Origin of the sequence: Archangium violaceum, from assembly GCF_016859125.1 — a bacterium.
In the GTDB taxonomy this organism is placed as follows: Bacteria; Myxococcota; Myxococcia; order Myxococcales; family Myxococcaceae; genus Archangium; species Archangium violaceum_A.
The window spans coordinates 7774203-7792218 of record NZ_CP069338.1 but is presented as its reverse complement, the minus strand read 5'-3'; the positions used below and the strand labels follow the sequence as shown (position 1 = coordinate 7792218).

Sequence of the window (18016 nt, the reverse complement as noted above, 5' to 3'; positions counted from 1 at the left end):
CACGCCTCATCCCTTCACGCACACCACCTGGCGCAGCGTGTGGACCACGTCCACCAGGTCCGCCTGCGCCGCCATCACCGCGTCGATCGGCTTGTACGCACCCGGCGTCTCGTCGATGACCTCCGCGTCCTTGCGGCACTCGATGCCCGCCGTCGCCTTCGCGTGGTCCTCCAGCGTGAAGCGCCGCTTCGCCGCCTCGCGCGACATCACCCGACCCGCCCCGTGGCTGCACGACTCGAACGCCTCCGCGTTCCCCTTCCCTCGCACGATGTACGAGCGCGCCCCCATGCTGCCCGGGATGATCCCCAGGTCCCCCTCTCGCGCCCGCACCGCCCCCTTGCGCGTCACCAGGACGTTCTTCCCGTAGTGGTGCTCGCGTGACACGTAGTTGTGGTGGCAGTTCACCGCCGCCTCCGTGAGCTCGAACTCCGGCAGCTCACCGCTCGCCTTCAGCGCCTCCACCACCGAGCGCAGCATCAGCTCGCGGTTCATCGCCGCGTACTCCTGCGCCCAGCTCACCGCGTGCAGGTAGTCCTCGAAGTGCTCCGTCCCCTCGGGCAGGTACGCCAGATCCTGCTCGGGCAGATGGATGAAGAAGCGGCGCATGTCCTCCTTCGCCAGCTCGATGAAGTGGCTTCCGATCCGGTTCCCCACCCCGCGCGAACCGCTGTGCAGCATCAGCCACACCTGGCCGGACTCATCCAGGCACACCTCGATGAAGTGGTTCCCCGTCCCCAGCGTCCCGAGGTGCCCGAGGTCCGGGCCCCGGTTGATGTGCGGGTGCTTCTCGATGATGGCGTCATAGCCGGGCTTCAGGCGGGCCCACGCCTCGCGGTGCATGGCGGGCGCGTCCTTCCACGCACCCCGGTCGTTGCGGCCCCCGTTGTCGGTACGGCCGTGCGGCACCGCCTGCTCGATGGCCGAGCGCACCTTCCCCAGCGAGTCCGGGAGCTGCTCCGCGCGCAACGTCGTCCGCACGGCGATCATCCCGCAGCCGATGTCCACCCCCACCGCCGCCGGAATCACCGCGCCCGCCGTCGCCACCACGCTCCCCACCGTCGCGCCGAACCCGCGGTGCACGTCCGGCATCACCGCCACCCACTTGTGGATGAACGGCAGGGACGCCATCGCGCGCAACTGCTTCTTCGCCTCGTCCTCGAACGGCACACCCACCGTCCACGCCTTGATGGGCACCCCACCCGCCTCGTTCGACAGAACCTCGTAGTTGCGCTGCGTCTGCATGACCGTCTCCTTCAGTCCGTTCGCCTCGGCCTTGCCGGGCACGCGAGGGGGTAGAGCAGGCCGCGTGCCAGCTTCCTCCCCGAGGGAGCGCGCGAATCCCCTGCCCGTCCGTCTATCCTCCAGGATAAAATCCTATCCGCATGGCGAAGACTCGGGCGCGCGAGACGGTGGTCATCGGGATGCTGGGCTCCATCCTCGACGCGGGGCGGGGCCCCAAGCGCTGGGAGAAGTGGCGCCCCACGGTGGCGCTCTGTCAGCAGGAGGACCTGTTGGTGCACCGCCTGGAGCTGCTCCATCAGAGCGCCCATGCCGAAATGGCCCGGCAGGTGGCCGAGGACATCGCCCAGGTGTCACCGGAGACGCGGGTGCGCCTGACCGCCATGGACATCCAGAACCCGTGGGACCTGGAGGAGACCTACACGGCGCTGCTCGACTACGCGAAGGCGTACCCCTTCCAGCCCGAGCAGGAGGACTACCTCGTCCACATCACCACCGGCACGCACATCGCCCAGATAACGATGTTCCTCCTGGCGGAGAGCCGGCACATCCCCGCGCGGCTCATCCAGACGTCTCCACCTCCCTCGGGGAGGGACTACGGCGGCCCGGGCTCCCACGCCCTCATCGACCTGGACCTGTCGAAGTACGACAAGCTGGCGCGGCGCTTCCAGCAGGAGCAGCGCGAGGGTCTGTCCTTCCTCAAGGCGGGCATCGACACGCGCAACCCGGCCTTCAACCGGCTCATCGAGCGGATCGAACAGGTGGCCACGAGCTCTCGCGCGCCACTGCTCCTCACCGGGCCCACGGGGGCTGGCAAGTCCCAGCTCGCCAGACGCATCTACCAGCTCAAGAAGGCGCGGCGGCACGTGAGCGGTCCGTTCGTGGACATCAACTGCGCCACCCTGCGCGGGGATGGGGCCATGTCCGCGCTCTTCGGCCACGTGAAGGGAGCCTTCACCGGAGCGCTGGCGGACCGGCCGGGGCTCCTGCGCCAGGCGAATGGGGGCGTGCTGTTCCTGGATGAGATTGGCGAGCTGGGCGCGGATGAGCAGGCCATGTTGCTGCGAGCGCTCGAGGACAAGCGCTTCCTGCCGGTGGGCTCGGACAAGGAGGTGGAGAGTGATTTCCAGCTCATCGCCGGCACCAACCGGGACCTGCAGGCCGAGGTGGAGCGCGGACGCTTCCGGGAGGATCTGCTGGCGCGCATCAACCTGTGGACCTTCCGCCTGCCGCCCCTGCGCGAGCGGCCCGAGGACATCGCCCCCAACCTCCTCTACGAGCTGGATCAGGCCTCCCAGGTGATGGGGACGCGGGTGACGATGAACAAGGAGGCCCAGGAGCACTTCCTGCGCTTCGCCACGTCGCCCGAGGCGCGCTGGAGCGGCAACTTCCGCGACCTCAACGCGGCGGTGCTGCGCATGGCCACGCTCGCCCCGGGCGGGCGCATCACCCGCGAGGGCGTGGACGAAGAGCTGGAGCGACTGCGCGCCGCGTGGTCCAGGAGCGGGCCCAGGCGGGAGGCTTCGGTGGACCTCGTGGTGCGGGTGCTCGGCGAGGAACGGGCGGCGGAGCTGGATCGCTTCGATCGGGCACAGCTCGCGGAGGTGCTCGATGTGTGCCGACAGGCGCGCTCGATGTCCGACGCGGGTCGGGCCCTCTTCGCGCAATCCCGAGCACAGAAGAAGAGCGTCAACGACGCGGACCGGTTGCGGAAGTACCTCGCCCGCTTTGGCCTGAGCTGGGCCGACGTGTCCGGACGAGCGATCGCCGAAGAAGCCTGAGCGGAGCCCCACCCTCGGCCGCCAACCACACCTGACCCTGGGCCCGCTGGAGAAGGACCCGGAGCAGGCTGACGGGTGAACGAGAGCCGCGACCTCGCCACCGCGAGTGTGCCGACGTACGGCCTCGCACCCGCATCACATTCTTCACTTCCATCTCTACCGCTCATCGACAGCGGGTCACTCGACGAGAGCGACCCGAAGAGCCGGGCTCCGTCTTCGGCTCGAGGAATACATGCATGACTCGCGCTCATGATCTTCCCGCCGCCGTGCAGTGGCACGAAGGGATGCTGCTCGCCCCCCAGCACTTCCAACAACAGGACCGCCGCTACGAAGAGCTCCTCCATTACCATCTGGGTCTGGCCATGCCCTTCCACTGGGGCGTGCGCCAGCTCCAGTACGATCGTTCACTGCTCCTCGCGGGCACGCTTCGGATATTGGAGTTGGAGGCCATTCTTCCCGACGGGCTCATCATCTCCCACCGGGCGAACGCGCGAGAAGAGCTGCAGCTCTCGCTCGGTAGCCTGAAAGGTGTGGACTGGCAGCGTCCGGTGCGCATGCACGTGGCCGTTGCCTGCGAACAAAGTGGAGTCCCCGGCCCCGGCCGCTTCGTCTCCACCACGAGCGAGCCACTCGTCGACGAGAGCACCGGAGACATGCCCCTGCGCATTGTCCAGCTCCAACCACGGCTCGAGCTGTTCGCGAATATTCCCCCCGCCGGATACAGCGCACTCCCATTGCTCGAGGTCCGCCGCAACCACGAATCCTTCTCCGTGGAGGAGTACCTGCCCCCCCTGATGGCGGTGCCTTTCGACTCGCCACTCGGAGATCGGTGCGACCGGATCACCCTGCGCATCCGGCAGAAGGCCGCCAGTCTGGTGGAGGCACTCAGGGCCCGGGCAGCCGAGCCCACGCAGCTCGCCGAGAACCAGCAACTGCTGCGCTGGATCGTCGCCGGACTCCCGGCCTTCGAGGCCGTGCTTCGCTCGGGCACGCCCCACCCCTTTGGCCTCTACCTGGCGTTGTGCACACTGGCCGGCCACCTCGCCCCACTGAGCGAGAGCCGGATTCCGCCCGCCTTCCCGGCCTACGAACATCGGGAGCTCCTGCGCTCCTTCGAGTCGGTCCTCTCCTTCATCGAGGGCACACTGGAGGAAGGCGTCTCCGAGGCCTACACCCGCGTCAAGCTCGACCCCGAGGGGGGCGGCTTCTCCACGCGCTTCCTCCCGAGCTGGATGGGCCGCGAGCTGGTGCTCGAGGTTCAAGGTGGGCCCAACACCACCCGTCAGCAGCTCCTCGGGTGGGTGGCCAGTTGCCGCATCGGCTCGGAGAGCCGTCACCGGCTCATGCGTGAGACGCGCACGCTCGGGGCCCGCCGCGAGCTCGTCGAAAGCCGCCCGGGCCTGGTGCCCCGTCCCCACTCGCTCCTGTTCTCCCTCGAGGCCAACCCCACCTTCATCCGCCCCGATGAACGGCTGCTGCTCGAGAACACTCTCGAGCAGCGCGAGGTCCAGACCCCCTCCGCCATCTCCCTCCTCATCCGAAAGGAGAACTGAACCCCCATGCCAATTCCAGACATCTCTCCCCCCTCCTCCGAGAGCACGCCCCTCCTCGACAAGTCCCGTATCGTGTTCACGGAGATCCTTCAGCTGCGCCAGCAACTCCAGGCCATTTCCACCCCCACCCGCTTCAACAGCAGGTTCACACCGGGCCCCACCGTCGAGGAGCTCCGGCGGCAACTGCTCCATCGCGTTCAGGAGCAGACCCGCATCGAAGGGGCCCCGCGTGGCTCGCTCATCGAGCGCCATCTCGAGGAGTGCCGCTATGTGCTCACCTCCTTCGCCGACGAGATGATGGTTCACACGCCCTGGTACGGCCATGAAGCCTGGCGGGAGAACCTGCTGGAGGACGAGCTCTTCGGCACCCACGTCGCCGGGGACCGGATCTTCGAGGAAGTGGAACGCTTGTTGCGCGAGAGGGATCCGGCACGCGCGGAGATCGCGGCCGTGTACCTGATGGCGCTCGCACTCGGCTTCCAGGGCCGCTACCGGGGGCTCGGGGCCGAGGCCTTGCTGCAGGATCTGCAATGCCAGCTCTACACCCTGACCTGGCGGCGACGCCCCGAACCGGACACGCCCGCCCGCCGGCTGGTGCCCCAGTCCTACGAACACACCCGGGATGAGCGGACGGATCGACGCTTCATGCGCCGCTGGCCCTGGACCACCGCCATCGCCGCCGTGCTCGTGAGTGCGTTCGCCGCCGGAGGAATCCTCGTCAGCTCGCACGCCCACCGTTCTTCGACCTCCGTCACGCAGGAGTCCCGCCCATGACCGCCCGACATGCACCTCTCGACACGACACTGCACCGGATGGGCGCGACCGGCCGCCACCGGGAGCGGCGCTACCAGGTCCCCTGGCTCATGGTGGTGGGCGAACCAGGCTCGGGGCGCACCTCACTGGCGGCGAGCATCGACCTGCGCCGCCCCTACGGCTCTCCCACCCAGAAGGAGATGGCGAGGGACGGCTGGGGTGTCTGGCTCTTCGAGCAGGGCGTCGTGCTCGACATGCCCGCCATGACCGAGGAGCCCACGGAAGATTGGCGCTCCGTCATCCGGCGCCTGCGGCACCTCCGCGGTCAGCGGCCCATCGATGGGCTGATGCTGGCCGTGCCCGCCACCGAGCTGGCCGGCCCCAAGGCACTGGACGAGGTCCAGCTCGATCGCAAGGCCCAGCGCCTCTTCGAGAAGTTGCAGTCCCTGCGAGGTGAGCTGGGCGTCCGCGTCCCCATCTACGTCGTCATCACCCAAGCGGACGCCATTCCCGGGTTCTCCGCCTTCTGCCGAACCCTGCCTCCGCGAACGCGGGACGAGATGCTCGGCTGGTCCAGTCCTTACTCTCCCGAGGAGGCCTACGCGCCCGCCTGGGTGGACGAGGCCTTCCAGGACATCCATCGGGCGCTGAGCCAGATGCAACTGGAGCTGCTCGCGGATGGGTGGGGAGAGCCCTCCGATCGCGAGGACTCCTTCCTCTTCCCCACCGAGCTGCGAAAGCTGGCCGAACCGGTACGGCGGCTGCTCGACGTCCTGTTCCAGTCCACGCCCTACACGCGGCCCTCGATGCTGCGGGGACTCTATTTCTGCGGAGACCCGGAGGCCGACGGAGCATCCGCGAGCGGCGGGAAACGAGCCTCCGGGCTGCGCTCTCCGGCGTTCGTCACCCACCTGGTGGAGCGCAAGATCTTCCCGGAGAGCGGCCTCGCCGGCCCGGATCCGGAGGCCGCGCGCGGCAACCGGCGGAAGATCGCGATGCTCCAAACCGTGCTCGCCGCCTGCGTGCTGCTGGCGGTGGGCGGCCTGGGGGTGACGTGGGCACAACTCCGTCCCGCCAAGGTGGCGACTCCGGTCCACCCCCACCCGACACAGACCGTGGTGAGCACACCTCCGCCACCGGAACCCAGGCCGCCGGAGCGGCCCCGGGCCAAGGCGAAACCCAAGCCTCCACGGAAGACCCCTCGAATGGCGCGTGCTCCCCAGCCCATCCAGGCGCCGCGAGCCCCGAGCACGCCTGTCTGGGATGACGCTCCGCCACCCAAGGTCACCCGGCGGACTTCTGCCTGGGATGACGCCCCACCCCCCCGGCCTGGAGCGGCCACCACCTCTCATGGGAACCCACCATGACGGATACGACTTCCGCCTCCCCGCCAGACCTGCAGTCGCTCCTGCAACCCATCTCCCCCGAGGCGCCCTCGGGGCGGAACCTTCGCTACGAGCCGATCTACGAGCACATTCGCGAGGCACGCCGCGAGGATGATCCCTCACTGCCTCAGGGCGTCTGGCAGGTCTCGCTCAAACGGGCCGACTGGGCGCAGGTGAGCGCGCTCTGCCAGCAGGCCCTGGCGCGTGAAACCAAGGACCTCCAGCTCGCCGTCTGGCTCACGGAGGCCTGGGTGATGCAGCAGGGGTTCACCGGCCTGCGGTGGGGGCTGAACCTGTCTACCGCGCTGGTGGAACACTTCTGGGACACACTCTGGCCCACTCTCGATGATGGCGATCCGGAGGCCCGCCTCTCCCTGCTGAAGTGGCTCGATGACAAACTTTTCATCGCGCTGGGCAAGCAGCCCCTCATCCGGCCACCCGCCCCCGGAGCCGTGACGTATGGCTTCGCGGATTGGCAGCAGATCCTCCTCCGGGAGAAACAACCCGGCAAGCAGGAGGATGCCAAGAAGAAGGAGCAACCGGATGGTACCGATCCTCCCCCGTTGACCCGGGAGCGGTTCATGGCCGCCGCCTCCCAGATACCCGCGCCCACCTTCGTCGCGCTCGCACAGCAGCTCACGGATGCGCTCGAGGCCATCTCCGCACTGGAACAGGCGCTCGATACGCGGCTGGACCAGACCTCCGCGGCCCTCCGCCGGACCCGCGCCGTCCTGGGTGACATCCAGGCACTGATTGCCCTGTTGAAAAGCAATGCCTCTCATTCCCTGACAGATGACCCACCGGAGGTCACCACCGAACCAGGGGCTCCGTCCCCGCCTCTCGGACCGGGGCAGGTCCCGAGCGTCATCCGTAGCCGGAAAGAGGCCTATCTACTCCTCGGGCACGCAGCGGACTACCTGCTGCGCACCGAGCCACACAGTCCCGTCCCCTACCTGGTCAAACGCGCCATGGCCTGGGGCCAGCTGTCTCTCGACAAACTCCTGGAGGAGCTCGTCCCCGACTCCTCCAGTGTGGAGGCACTCCACACACTGCTCGGCATGAAGCAGCGGGAGTGAATCCGTCATTCGTCATCACAAATCCACGCACCCCACCCAACCCCCAACAAGGAGAAACACAATGCCCGCGAAAGAAAGCATTCAACACGTGCTGGACCGGATCCGCCCCCCTCGAGTGCAGATCACCTATGATGTGGAGATCGGAGACGCGGTGGAGCAGAAGGAGCTCCCACTGGTGGTCGGCATCCTGGCGGACCTGGCCGGTCAGCGCGAGGGGCTGCCCCGGTTGAAGGAACGCAAGTTCGTGGAGATCGACCGCGACAACTTCGACAAGGTGATGGCCGCCATCAAACCCCGATTGAAGCTGTCCGTGGAGGACAAGCTCCGCGGCGGCGACAACCGCATGCCCGTGGAGCTGGAATTCGAGAGCTTCGATGCGTTCAACCCACGCCAGATCGTCGAGAAGATCGAGCCCCTGAGCAAGCTCCTGCAATCGCGCGAACGGCTGGTGGACCTGCTGGCCAAGTTGGATGGCAATGACGCGCTGATGGAGCAACTGCGGTCCGCGTTGAAGGACAAGGCCAGCCTCCAGGCGCTCGCGTCCGAGCTGAACGCGAAGAGCAATCCCTGACCCGCCCCCTCCCCCCCACCCCACAGAAAGAGAAGAACAATGGCTGACGACACGACGCAGATGGCATCCGCCGAGAAGCAGGCCCCCGTGGAGGAACCGGCCCCGGGACTGCTGGCACGACTCATCGAGAAGGGCAGGCTGGCGCGCGACGAGAACCAACAGCCTCGCGCCCGGGAGCTGGTGGGCGAGTTCGTGGCCCAGGCGCTCTCCACGGAGGCAACCGCCGATGTGGACGTGCTGGCCCTCCTCAACCGGCGCATCACCGAGATCGACGGGTTGCTGAGCGCTCAGCTCGACGAGGTGCTGCACGCCGAGCCCTTCCAGCGGCTGGAAGCCTCCTGGCGGGGACTGCGCATGCTGGTGTTCGACTCGGAGACGGGGACGAACCTGAAGCTGCGCGTGCTGCACGCCACCAAGAACGAGCTGCGCAACGACATGGAGCGGGCACCCGAGTTCGACCAGAGCAACCTCTTCAAGAAGGTCTACGAGGAGGAGTACGGCACCTTCGGTGGCCAGCCCTATGGTGTGCTCATCGGCGACTACGAGTTCGGCCGAGCACCGCAGGACGTGGCGATGTTGGAGTCCATCTCCCGGGTGGCCGCCGCCGCCCACGCTCCCTTCATCTCCGCGGCAAGCCCCTCCCTGTTCGACATGGACAGCTTCACCGACCTCGGCGCCCCGAGGGACCTGGCACGCCTGTTCGAGAGCACCGAGCTCATCCGCTGGCGCAGCTTCCGGGAGTCGGAGGACTCTCGCTACGTGGCGCTGGTGCTGCCGCACGTCCTGCTGCGGGAGCCCTACGGGCCCGACACGGTGCCGGTGGAGGGCATCAACTACACCGAGAACGTGGACGGGCGTGATCACCACAAGTACCTGTGGGGCAATGCCGCGTATGCGATGGCCCAGCGCATCACCCAGGCCTTCTCCCTCTACCAGTGGTGCGCCAACATCCGAGGCGTGGAGAGCGGCGGCATCGTCCAGGGACTGCCCACCTATACCTTCCGCACCGACGAGGGGGATATCGCCCAGAAGTGTCCCACCGAGGTGGCCATCACCGACCGGCGTGAGAAGGAATTGAGCGACCTGGGCTTCATCGCGCTCTGCCATTGCAAGGGCACCGACTACGCGGCCTTCTTCGGCTCGCGGACGGCCAACAAGCCGCGTCGCTACGACACGCCCGAGGCCAATGCCAACGCCGAGCTGTCCGCCCAGCTCCCCTACCTGATGGCCACCTCACGCTTCGCTCACTACCTCAAGGTCATCATGCGCGACAAGATCGGCGGCTTCTCCTCGAGCCAGGAGATCTCCACCTTCCTCAACCGGTGGATCAGCAATTACGTGCAGATCAACGACAACGCGTCGTTCTCCATCAAGGCCCGCCAGCCCCTGCGCGAGGCGCGGGTGGACGTCACCGACATCCCCGGCCGCCCCGGCTCCTACCGGGCCGTGGTGTTCCTCCGCCCCCACTTCCAGCTCAACGAGCTGACCGCCTCCATCCGACTGGTGGCCGATCTGCCCACCCCGGCCGCCTGAAGCACTCCTCCTCCTCAGTGAATCCCCTTCCACTCCATGAGGTCATGACCAGACATGGCATCCAGCATCTATCTCAAGATCGACAAGATCAGTGGCGCCTCCAAGAACGCTGATTTCGCGGGCCAGATCGAGGTGTTCTCTTTCAGCCACGGCGTCTCCTTCCCGATGACCAGCGGTGAGCGCTCCAACGAGGGCGATGACAGACAGGGCCGCAGCCAGCACGAGGCCTTCACCATCGTCAAGAAGGCAGACGACGCCACACCCAATCTCTTCCTGTACTGCAGCTCGGGCGAGCAGGTCGGAAAGGCCACCATCAGCATCCAGGGCAACAACAAGAGCAAGATCTTCTCCTTCGAGCTGGACAAGGTCTTCATCACCTCGGTGTCCATCAGTGGAAGCCCGGGGGACGATCCCATGGAGACGGTGACGCTCAACTACTCGTCCATCAAATGGACGGAGGGCGCCAGCAATTCGACGGCTTGGGACCTGGAAACGAACGCGAAGAAGTAAGCCCGGGAGAAGCACGCATGAGAGCCGCACACCAGGACGGCGGAGTCTCCACTCCACTGCTGGACAGGTTGATGGACCTGAAAGGGGCGACTGGCGAGCCCTTCGAGCCGCAGGACCCGGAGGAGGCGTTGCGCGCCTCGGTGAGGCGAGAGGTGGCCCATGTGCTGGGCACCCGCTGCACGCTCTCCGTCAAGGAGGCCGAGTCGCTCGAACCCGGCGAGCGATCCGTCCTGGACTATGGACTGCCGGACCTGTGGTCCCTCGGCTCGGCTCCAGAGGATGCCCGGCGCCTGGAGCGGCTCATCACCCGAGCGGTGGAGGCCTACGAGCCACGTCTGTGCCAGCTCCAGGTCTCCGTGAGGCTCCCTCCTTCCGAGGAGGGAGCCGTGGTGGCGGTGCTCACCGCCCGGCTCGCTCCGGGGCTCAACCTTGAACCCTTTTCCCTTCCGCTTCGGCTGGACCGGAGCGGACGGTTGGTGGAGGTGGGCGATGGGCTCTAGCCAGGACGAGCTGCTCAAGGCCTACCAACGGGAACTGGCCTGGCTGCGCGGGGCGGGGGCGGAATTCTCGGCCAGCTACGACAAGCTGGCCCCGCGGCTACGACTGGCGGATGGCGAGGTGGGGGATCCCCACGTGGAGCGGCTCATCGAGTCGTTCGCGTTCCTCACCGCGCGCGTCCAGCTCGCCTTCGACAGCGATCTGCCGGAGATTGGCACCAGCCTGCTGGGCCAACTGGCCCCTCATCTGGTGGAGCCGCAGCCCTCCATGTCGATCGCTTATTTCAAGGTGGATCCGGATGCAGGCCTGTCCCTGGCGGGCACCCGCATCGAGCGCGGTACGCCCCTGCTCGCCGAGCCTCGTCCGGGGCAGGTCTGCCGCTTTCGCACCTGCTACCCGGTCACACTCTGGCCGCTGAAGGTGACCGAGGCGTGCCTGGAGTCACCTCTTGCCCACAAGTGGCTGCGTGAGCAGCGGAACGTGTCGGCGGTGCTTCGGCTACGGCTGGAGACCTTCAACGGTGCCCGATGGCAGGATCTGGATATCGAGCACCTGCGGTTCTTCCTCGACGGGCCTTCGGAGGTGGCCTTCCGCCTCTACGAATTGCTCACCGGTCACATCCAGAGCGTGGCGCTCATACCCGATGGACCACCGGGCAGACCCCACCTTCTGCCTGCGGGAAGCTTGCGACAACTGGGCTTTGGCCCGGAGGAGGAGGTGCTGCCCAACCCGCCCCACGCCCACCCTGGCTACCGACTGCTGCGGGAGTACTTCGCCTTCCCGGAGAAGTTCCTCTTCACCGAGCTGTCGCTGAGCCGCGAGTGCATCCAATCCGCCGAGAAGACACTCGAGGTGCTCCTGCTCCTGGACGATGAGCCCGACGAGGGTCTCGCGGTCTCGCCGGAGATGTTCCGGCTGGGTTGCACGCCCATCATCAATCTCTTTCCCAAGCTGGCCGAGCCCCTGCGGATGGATCAGCGCCGCACCGAGTATCCGCTGGTGCCCGACGCCCGCCGCCCGAGGGAGGTGGAGCTGCACTCCATCGTCTCCGTCAGCGCGTCACCCGACGAGAAGAAGCGGACGCGTGTGGTGGAGCCCATCTTCTCCTGGCACCACCGTGAGCGAGGAAGCCAGCCACGCGCCTTCTGGCACGCACGGCGCCAGCCCACCGGTGACGCGGACGCGAGGGGCTCACGGGTACTGCTGTCCTTCGTGGATCTGGACTTCAACCCCCGGCTTCCAGCAGATCAGACGCTCTACGCACACACGCTGTGCACCAACGGCTCGCTGCCCGTGCAGCTCGCCACCGGCGCACCGCTGCAGGTGGAGCAGCGCGCTCCGGTGGGTTCCATCCGCTGCCTGCGCCGCCCCACACCGCCGCGCCTCCCTCCGGAGCGAGGCCCCACGCTCTGGCAGCTCGTCTCCCTGCTGTCCCTGCACCACCTGTCGCTCAGCGGAGGCGAGCAGGCGCTGGAGGCGCTCGAGGAGCTGCTGCGGCTGCATGACGGCTCCGGAGGCGATGTCGCCGAGAAACAGCTCCAGGGACTGACGAAGCTGGAGTGCCGGCCGGTGGTGAGACAACGCGGGTGGGATGCCTGGCGAGGCTTCTGCCGGGGCCTGGAGCTCACCCTCACCTTCGACGAGTCATTCTACGTGGGCAGCAGCGCCCTGCTGCTCGGGACGGTGCTCAGCCACTTCTTCGGCCTGTACGCCGCGGTGGATTCCTTTACCCAGCTCGTGGCGAAGAGCGAGCAACGGGAGGGCACATGGATGAGATGGCCACCCAGGACCGGCGACCAGCCCCTTCTGTAGAGCAGGAGCTCCGCGAGGCCGGCTACCGCTTCGACTTCTTCCAGGCGATGCGCCTGCTGCGCCTGCTCCACCCGGGGCAGGAGGCGCCCGCGGGCCGAGGCGTGTCGTTCCGCCAGGAGCCGGTGCGCCTGCGCTCCACGGTGGAGATGTCCTTCCCGCCCAGCGACATCGTCCAGGTGGAGTTTCCCCCGGAGAAGGCGGATGCACCGAAGCGGGGGGGCGTGCCGGAGATGACGGTGGCCTTCTTCGGGCTGGGCGGGGCGTTGGGGCCGCTGCCGAGGCCCTTCGCCCAGCAACTGCGGGACCGGACGCGCGCCGGGGACACGGGGATGCGCGACTTCCTGGATATCTTCCACCACCGGCTGCTGTCGTTGCTGTACCGGGGGCGGCAGCTCCGCCGGGTGTGGCTGGCGGAGGGCGCACCCGAGACTCATGACGTGGCCCGCTACCTGTATGCCTTCATGGGCCTGGGCACCCAGGGAATGCAGGGTCGGTTGAAGGTGAAGGACCCGGTGTTGCTGCGCTACGCGGGGCTGCTGGCGCGCCGGCCCGTGTCCGTGGGGGCGCTGCGAGCGATGCTCTCGGATTGGTTGGGGTTGGACGTGCGCCTCCGGCTGCCCCGTGGGTCCTGGCTGGAGTTGGAGGAGGAACAGTGGACGCGTCTGGGACCCACCGGCCGCAACCAGCGTCTCGGCCAGGGAGCGGTGCTCGGCAGGCGCGCGTGGCAGGAACAGGCGGGCCTGGAACTGGAGCTCGGCCCCCTCTCGTGGCACCGCTACCAGCGCCTGCTGCCCGGTGGTCAGGAATTGGCCGCGCTGCGCTCACTCACCCGCTTCGCGCTCGGCCCGGGCCCGGAGGTGGCGCTGGTGCTGCGGCCACGCGCCGAGGACATCCCCGCCCTGCCCCTGCGCAACGTGGGTGATCACCGGAGCCCGCGATTGGGATGGACGTCCTGGCTGCGCGCCAGGCCCGGACAACAGGGATTGCGGACGGTGGCGCTCCCACCCCGCCACCTGCGCGAACAACGAGAAGAGGCCGGAACATGAGCTACACCCAGGATCGCGTCTACCTGTCCCTCACCACTCCCCTGGGCAAGGACGTGCTGCTGCTCCACGGCTTCCATGGAGAGGAATCCCTCTCACGGCCCTTCCACTTCACCCTGGAGCTGCGCTCCGAGCAGCGCGACGTGGACTTCGCCCAGGTGGTGGGCAAGGACGCCGCCATCACCCTGGACCTGGTCCGCGGTGGCGAACGCTTCTTCCACGGAGTGGTGACCCGCTTCGTCCAGGCCGGCACCTACCCGGACTTCACGAAGTACATCGCCGAGCTGCGTCCCTGGCTGTGGCTGCTCACCCTCACCCGAGACAGCCGCATCTTCCAGGACAAGACGGTACCGCAGATCCTCGAGCAGCTCTTCACCGAGCACGGCTTCACCGACTTCCGGATGGAGCTCCAGCGCAGCTACCCACCTCGCGAGTACTGCGTGCAGCACCAGGAGTCCACCTTCGACTTCGTCTCCCGGCTCATGGAGGACGAGGGCATCTTCTATTTCTTCGAGCACTCGGAGTCACGGCACACACTGGTGCTGGCGGACGATGCCGGCGCCCACGCCCCCTGCCCCGGGCCGGGAGTGGCGAGGGTGCAGGGGCATCAATCCACGGTGAAGACAGACGACGCCGTGACCGGCTGCGAGCTCGAGCAGCAGGTGGTCCCCGATGTCCATGCCCTGGGGGACTACTACTTCGTGACGCCCTCGACGCGACTGCGCACGAAGGTCGCTGGCGAGCAGGCCCGCTTCGAGCAGTACGAGTACCCCGGGAACTTCACCCAGCAGCACGTGGGCGAGCAGCGCGGCCGGGTGCGCCTGGAATCCCACGAGGTGCGAGCCCGGACGCTGAGGGGCCAGAGCCGGGTGCGCTGGTTCATCCCCGGCCACCGCTTCTCGCTGACGGAACATGACCGCGACGACGTCAATGGGGACTACGTGCTGCGGTGGGTCTCCCACTCGGCCACGGTGGAGCAGTACGCCAACAGCTTCGAGGCATTCCCGGCCGCCACGCCCTTCCGTCCGCCCCGGGAGACGCCTCGGCCCGTGATGACGGGCGTACAGAGCGCCCGGGTGGTGGGCGAGTCGGGTGCCAGGGATATCTGGACGGACAGCTACGGCCGCGTGAAGGTGCGCTTCCCCTGGGACCGGGAGGACCGGGACTCCTGCTGGATACGGGTGGCCCAGAGCCAGGCCGGCAAGGGTTGGGGCACCTTCTTCCTTCCCCACGTGGGCCAGGAGGTCCTGGTCACGTTCGTGGACGGGGATCCGGATCGGCCCATCATCACCGGCTCGGTCTACAACGCCGAGCAGCGGGTGCCCTATCCCCTGTCCGCCGAGCAGACCAAGAGCACGATCCGCGGCGCCCCTTCCGGCGAAGGGCAGCCCAACGAGCTGCGCTTCGAGGACAAGAAGGGCGTGGAGGAGTTGTATCTGCACGCCCGCCGGGACATGAAGGTCGCGGTGGAGCAGGACAGCCTGCGCGAGGTGGGCAACGACGACACGCTGGTGGTGAAGAAGGACCAGATCGTGAGTGTCGAGCAGGGACAATCCCTCACCGTGGGCGAGGACCTGCAGGTGAAGGCGAACAAGCGGCATGCGTTGGAGGCAGGCGAGGAGGTCCACCTGAAATCCTCCAAGGTGATCATCGAGGCCACGAGCGGACTTACCCTCAAGGGGCCCGGGCCCGGCAATTTCATCACCATCGATGCGAGCGGAGTTTCCATCCAGGGATTGCTGGTGAAGATCAACTCGGGAGGCAGTGCGCTGTCTGGAGGCGGTGCGAACCCCAAGCGCCCCAAGAACACTGCTGATTGAAGCGTGTCACAACCGGCGCGCGGAACCTCTCTCAAAAACAAGTGAATCCAACACTGAAAAGGAAAGCACTCATGGCTCGGCATGTCTGTATGGGCGCGATGATGCGGTGCAGCTTTGGCATGACGCCGTCCCCGCTCGTGGTACCGCCCGTGAAGAGGGTGCTCGTTGGTGGGAGCCCGGCGGCCAACATCCAGGACCATGCTCCCGTGGCGAACATTCCTCCGTTTGGAATGTGCATGTCACCGCTCAACCCCACGGTAATCGCCGCGACCACCGCGGCCCTGGGCGTGCCGACCCCCATGCCTTGCATACCGGTGACCCCAGCTCCCTGGGTCGTGGGCGCGCCCACCGTGGTGGTGGGAGGAGCTCCCGCCCTCGACGACCAGTCCCGGCTGATGTGCACCTGGGGAGGCATCATCCAAATCATCCAGCCCGGCCAGCTCACCGTGGAAGTGCCTTGAAGTGGCTCTCCCTCCCAGGTGCGTTGCCCCTCACGAGACAAGGAACACACGATGAAACGAATGATGCGCATGGCCATGGTTGCCGCCGCGACCTTCGGAATGGGTGCCGCAGCTCGAGCAGAAGAACCGCCTCTCGCCATCACGCTCAAGGACAGCGAGCAGGTGCTGACCGTTGGCGGCTCCGCGGGGAAGGATGAGGATGCGGTCGTCCTGTCGCCCTTCCAGCTCCAACCCGGCCAGGGCTTCAGCCTGAAGCCAGTCGGAAATCCCGAGGACCGGCTCTTCAACATCATCTCCCAGCAGAGCGGCAAGTGCGTGGATGTCAAAGATGGGAGCCGCGAGGAGGGAGCCCCGATCGTCCAACGGCCGTGCAATGGCGCGGAATGTCAGGTGTTCCACGTGAGCGAGCGGGGCACCGATGGCCACCGGGAGCTCCGCAACAAGCTCAGCGACAAGTGCATGGCAGCGCATGGGGGCGGCGCCACTACCGGCAACTCACTCATCCAGGCGAACTGCACATCACAGGACGAACAGCGGTTCCGCATCAGCGCTCCACAGACGACGGCATCCACCGTGGCCCAGCAGAGAGCCAATCCAGCCAACGAATAGCAAGAGATCGGGGCTGGCGGAATTCAGATCAACCCCATGAGCGGATAGGGGCGCAGGGGAGCGGTGGGGATGTATGCTGTTTCCATGGGCACGAAATGCTCCATGTCCCAAACATCAACACAGCACACCTTCAACCAACAACGGATATACCCCATGCCGAACGCACAGAATGTTCTCCTCCGTTACAACATGAGTCACTCCAGCAAGTCAGGCCAAACGGCATCCGGAACAGCTGGGAGACTGACTCGGATAAATGGCAAGACACTGATTCGCCATCACACCAACAGCATCTGGGAGTATTGCCTCAGAGACCAGACAGGAAACGTTCATGGAAGGGTACCGGAAGACATCATCATCACAACACTTACCCGTCTTGAGGCGGGATACATCAACACCTACTCCAACGTAAAAAACCACCCAGGCTGGCAAACAGCATACATGAGGGCGCCACGACCCGTGAACCTTGTCAATGCCGCGGGCAATTTGACGCAGAGCCAAAACGTGTGGACCTATCCGTGCCACTATTGCGGCATCGTCCTCCCAGAGCAGTTGATTGAAGTTGATCACCGCCAGCCCAAATCGCGTCCAGGCCCGGCCATTCTGAAGTCTCTACACACACTCCACAATCAGTACGCTGGCAGTGGCGCGCATGGCCGAAAGGCCACGCAGCTGGACAACATCATGCAAAATGGCAACATCCAGCCGATCACTCCCAAAGGATGGAGCTGGGGGAATTGGCAGTCGGGGCTGGCTACGCGGGTCAACGCGCTCGCCACAGCCAATGATCCGCTCGCGCACATCAACGCACAAGCCAAACAGGACCGATACAGGATCACCGAGTACGGCGAGACATTCCTGTCAGTTTGCGTGATGTACTACGGCCAAAGTCGAACCGAAAAGATTTGCGTGAACAATCTCATCAATCTCGTCCCCGCATGCGGCATCTGCAACGGGGCATCAGGCAAGGGAGCTAGCGCTCACGCGCATCAGTGATCATTCGGGGACGCATGAAATGTTCGTCACGTCCATCCTCCTCTCTCTGCCCAAACACAGTCTCACCACCCCAAAGGAACTGACATATGAATACCAAGGCATTAGCGACGATCATCGGCACCTTGTCGCTCGGCTCGCTCGCGGCGGGGTGTGCGACCGCCAGTGGTTCCGCGGCACCTCGCACGGAGAAGGGCGCGCAGGGCTCGTGTAGCACCACGAGCGGCGAGGTCTCCTGCAGCGGCAAGGCCACCCAGAAGGGCGGCGAGGCCTCGTGCGGCGAAGGATCCTGCAGCGGCGCCCAGAAGGCCGCAACTCCGGAGAAGGGTTCCCTGGGAGGCTGCGGCGAGAACAGCTGCGCGGGTGGCAGGTAGCCCGTCTC

Annotated in this window: 17 protein-coding genes; 16 read left to right on the top strand and 1 reads right to left on the bottom strand. The window is 66.6% G+C overall.

The features are described from left to right. Nucleotides 1–6 precede the first annotated feature (6 nt). Entirely contained in the window at nt 7–1242 is a 1236-nt protein-coding gene (locus JQX13_RS33435; protein WP_203403526.1) for an RtcB family protein, read from the bottom strand. Between the two features lie 140 nt (nt 1243–1382). Here JQX13_RS33435 and rtcR point away from each other — a divergent pair, with 140 nt between their 5' ends. From rtcR to JQX13_RS33355, 16 genes are all read left to right on the top strand, one after another. Further along, nucleotides 1383–3020 (top strand): RNA repair transcriptional activator RtcR, encoded by a 1638-nt coding sequence (gene rtcR / locus JQX13_RS33430; RefSeq protein ID WP_203403525.1) that lies wholly within the window; start codon nt 1383–1385, stop codon nt 3018–3020. Nucleotides 3021–3256: 236 nt separating this feature from the next. Beyond that, complete coding sequence (gene tssK / locus JQX13_RS33425) at nt 3257–4573, top strand: type VI secretion system baseplate subunit TssK (RefSeq protein ID WP_203403524.1); 1317 nt, start codon at nt 3257–3259, stop codon at nt 4571–4573. A 6-nt stretch (nt 4574–4579) separates the two neighbouring features. Next, nucleotides 4580–5347, top strand: a complete 768-nt coding sequence (locus JQX13_RS33420; RefSeq protein ID WP_203403523.1) for a DotU family type IV/VI secretion system protein — start codon at nt 4580–4582, stop codon at nt 5345–5347. Then, a complete protein-coding gene (locus tag JQX13_RS33415; RefSeq protein WP_203403522.1) occupies nt 5344–6693 on the top strand; it encodes a type VI secretion system protein in 1350 nt (449 codons plus the stop codon). Before JQX13_RS33420 ends, JQX13_RS33415 begins: the two co-directional genes overlap by 4 nt. After that, the gene (gene tssA, locus JQX13_RS33410; RefSeq protein ID WP_203403521.1) at nt 6690–7787 is read left to right on the top strand and encodes a type VI secretion system protein TssA; all 1098 of its coding nucleotides are present in this window, start codon (nt 6690–6692) and stop codon (nt 7785–7787) included. Before JQX13_RS33415 ends, tssA begins: the two co-directional genes overlap by 4 nt. Before the next feature lie 61 nt (nt 7788–7848). Then, nucleotides 7849–8358: a type VI secretion system contractile sheath small subunit gene (gene tssB / locus JQX13_RS33405; protein WP_203403520.1), complete on the top strand. Its 510-nt coding sequence runs from the start codon at nt 7849–7851 to the stop codon at nt 8356–8358. 39 nt (nt 8359–8397) lie between these two features. After that, nucleotides 8398–9891 (top strand): type VI secretion system contractile sheath large subunit, encoded by a 1494-nt coding sequence (tssC, locus tag JQX13_RS33400; protein ID WP_203403519.1) that lies wholly within the window; start codon nt 8398–8400, stop codon nt 9889–9891. Between the two features lie 54 nt (nt 9892–9945). Continuing rightward, entirely contained in the window at nt 9946–10401 is a 456-nt protein-coding gene (locus JQX13_RS33395; RefSeq protein WP_203403518.1) for an Hcp family type VI secretion system effector, read from the top strand. Between the two features lie 17 nt (nt 10402–10418). Continuing rightward, the gene (gene tssE / locus JQX13_RS33390) at nt 10419–10901 is read left to right on the top strand and encodes a type VI secretion system baseplate subunit TssE (protein WP_203403517.1); all 483 of its coding nucleotides are present in this window, start codon (nt 10419–10421) and stop codon (nt 10899–10901) included. Further along, a complete protein-coding gene (gene tssF / locus JQX13_RS33385; RefSeq protein WP_203403516.1) occupies nt 10891–12711 on the top strand; it encodes a type VI secretion system baseplate subunit TssF in 1821 nt (606 codons plus the stop codon). The genes tssE and tssF overlap by 11 nt, the downstream gene beginning before the upstream one ends. Further along, on the top strand, nt 12666–13757 hold the full coding sequence (gene tssG / locus JQX13_RS33380; RefSeq protein ID WP_203403515.1) for a type VI secretion system baseplate subunit TssG: 1092 nt from the start codon (nt 12666–12668) through the stop codon (nt 13755–13757). The genes tssF and tssG overlap by 46 nt, the downstream gene beginning before the upstream one ends. Beyond that, nucleotides 13754–15574 (top strand): type VI secretion system Vgr family protein, encoded by a 1821-nt coding sequence (locus JQX13_RS33375; protein WP_203403514.1) that lies wholly within the window; start codon nt 13754–13756, stop codon nt 15572–15574. Before tssG ends, JQX13_RS33375 begins: the two co-directional genes overlap by 4 nt. 71 nt (nt 15575–15645) lie before the next feature. Further along, on the top strand, nt 15646–16035 hold the full coding sequence (locus JQX13_RS33370; protein ID WP_203403513.1) for a DUF4280 domain-containing protein: 390 nt from the start codon (nt 15646–15648) through the stop codon (nt 16033–16035). 51 nt (nt 16036–16086) lie between these two features. Beyond that, on the top strand, nt 16087–16644 hold the full coding sequence (locus JQX13_RS33365; protein ID WP_203403512.1) for an RICIN domain-containing protein: 558 nt from the start codon (nt 16087–16089) through the stop codon (nt 16642–16644). Between the two features lie 153 nt (nt 16645–16797). Further along, nucleotides 16798–17637 carry a hypothetical protein gene (locus JQX13_RS33360; RefSeq protein WP_203403511.1) on the top strand — a complete coding sequence of 280 codons (840 nt, stop codon included), beginning with the start codon at nt 16798–16800 and terminating at the stop codon, nt 17635–17637. 86 nt (nt 17638–17723) lie between these two features. Then, nucleotides 17724–18008, top strand: coding sequence for a hypothetical protein (locus JQX13_RS33355; RefSeq protein WP_203403510.1), 285 nt, complete (start codon nt 17724–17726; stop codon nt 18006–18008). Nucleotides 18009–18016: the final 8 nt, after the last annotated feature.

Excerpts from the sequence above, each read along its gene's own strand:
- JQX13_RS33435 (WP_203403526.1), bottom strand. The coding sequence starts at position 1,242 with ATGCAGACGCAGCGCAACTACGAGGTTCTGTCGAACGAGGCGGGTGGG.
- rtcR (WP_203403525.1), top strand. The coding sequence starts at position 1,383 with ATGGCGAAGACTCGGGCGCGCGAGACGGTGGTCATCGGGATGCTGGGC.
- tssK (WP_203403524.1), top strand. The coding sequence starts at position 3,257 with ATGACTCGCGCTCATGATCTTCCCGCCGCCGTGCAGTGGCACGAAGGG.
- JQX13_RS33420 (WP_203403523.1), top strand. The coding sequence starts at position 4,580 with ATGCCAATTCCAGACATCTCTCCCCCCTCCTCCGAGAGCACGCCCCTC.
- JQX13_RS33415 (WP_203403522.1), top strand. The coding sequence starts at position 5,344 with ATGACCGCCCGACATGCACCTCTCGACACGACACTGCACCGGATGGGC.
- tssA (WP_203403521.1), top strand. The coding sequence starts at position 6,690 with ATGACGGATACGACTTCCGCCTCCCCGCCAGACCTGCAGTCGCTCCTG.
- tssB (WP_203403520.1), top strand. The coding sequence starts at position 7,849 with ATGCCCGCGAAAGAAAGCATTCAACACGTGCTGGACCGGATCCGCCCC.
- tssC (WP_203403519.1), top strand. The coding sequence starts at position 8,398 with ATGGCTGACGACACGACGCAGATGGCATCCGCCGAGAAGCAGGCCCCC.
- JQX13_RS33395 (WP_203403518.1), top strand. The coding sequence starts at position 9,946 with ATGGCATCCAGCATCTATCTCAAGATCGACAAGATCAGTGGCGCCTCC.
- tssE (WP_203403517.1), top strand. The coding sequence starts at position 10,419 with ATGAGAGCCGCACACCAGGACGGCGGAGTCTCCACTCCACTGCTGGAC.
- tssF (WP_203403516.1), top strand. The coding sequence starts at position 10,891 with ATGGGCTCTAGCCAGGACGAGCTGCTCAAGGCCTACCAACGGGAACTG.
- tssG (WP_203403515.1), top strand. The coding sequence starts at position 12,666 with ATGGATGAGATGGCCACCCAGGACCGGCGACCAGCCCCTTCTGTAGAG.
- JQX13_RS33375 (WP_203403514.1), top strand. The coding sequence starts at position 13,754 with ATGAGCTACACCCAGGATCGCGTCTACCTGTCCCTCACCACTCCCCTG.
- JQX13_RS33370 (WP_203403513.1), top strand. The coding sequence starts at position 15,646 with ATGGCTCGGCATGTCTGTATGGGCGCGATGATGCGGTGCAGCTTTGGC.
- JQX13_RS33365 (WP_203403512.1), top strand. The coding sequence starts at position 16,087 with ATGAAACGAATGATGCGCATGGCCATGGTTGCCGCCGCGACCTTCGGA.
- JQX13_RS33360 (WP_203403511.1), top strand. The coding sequence starts at position 16,798 with ATGCCGAACGCACAGAATGTTCTCCTCCGTTACAACATGAGTCACTCC.
- JQX13_RS33355 (WP_203403510.1), top strand. The coding sequence starts at position 17,724 with ATGAATACCAAGGCATTAGCGACGATCATCGGCACCTTGTCGCTCGGC.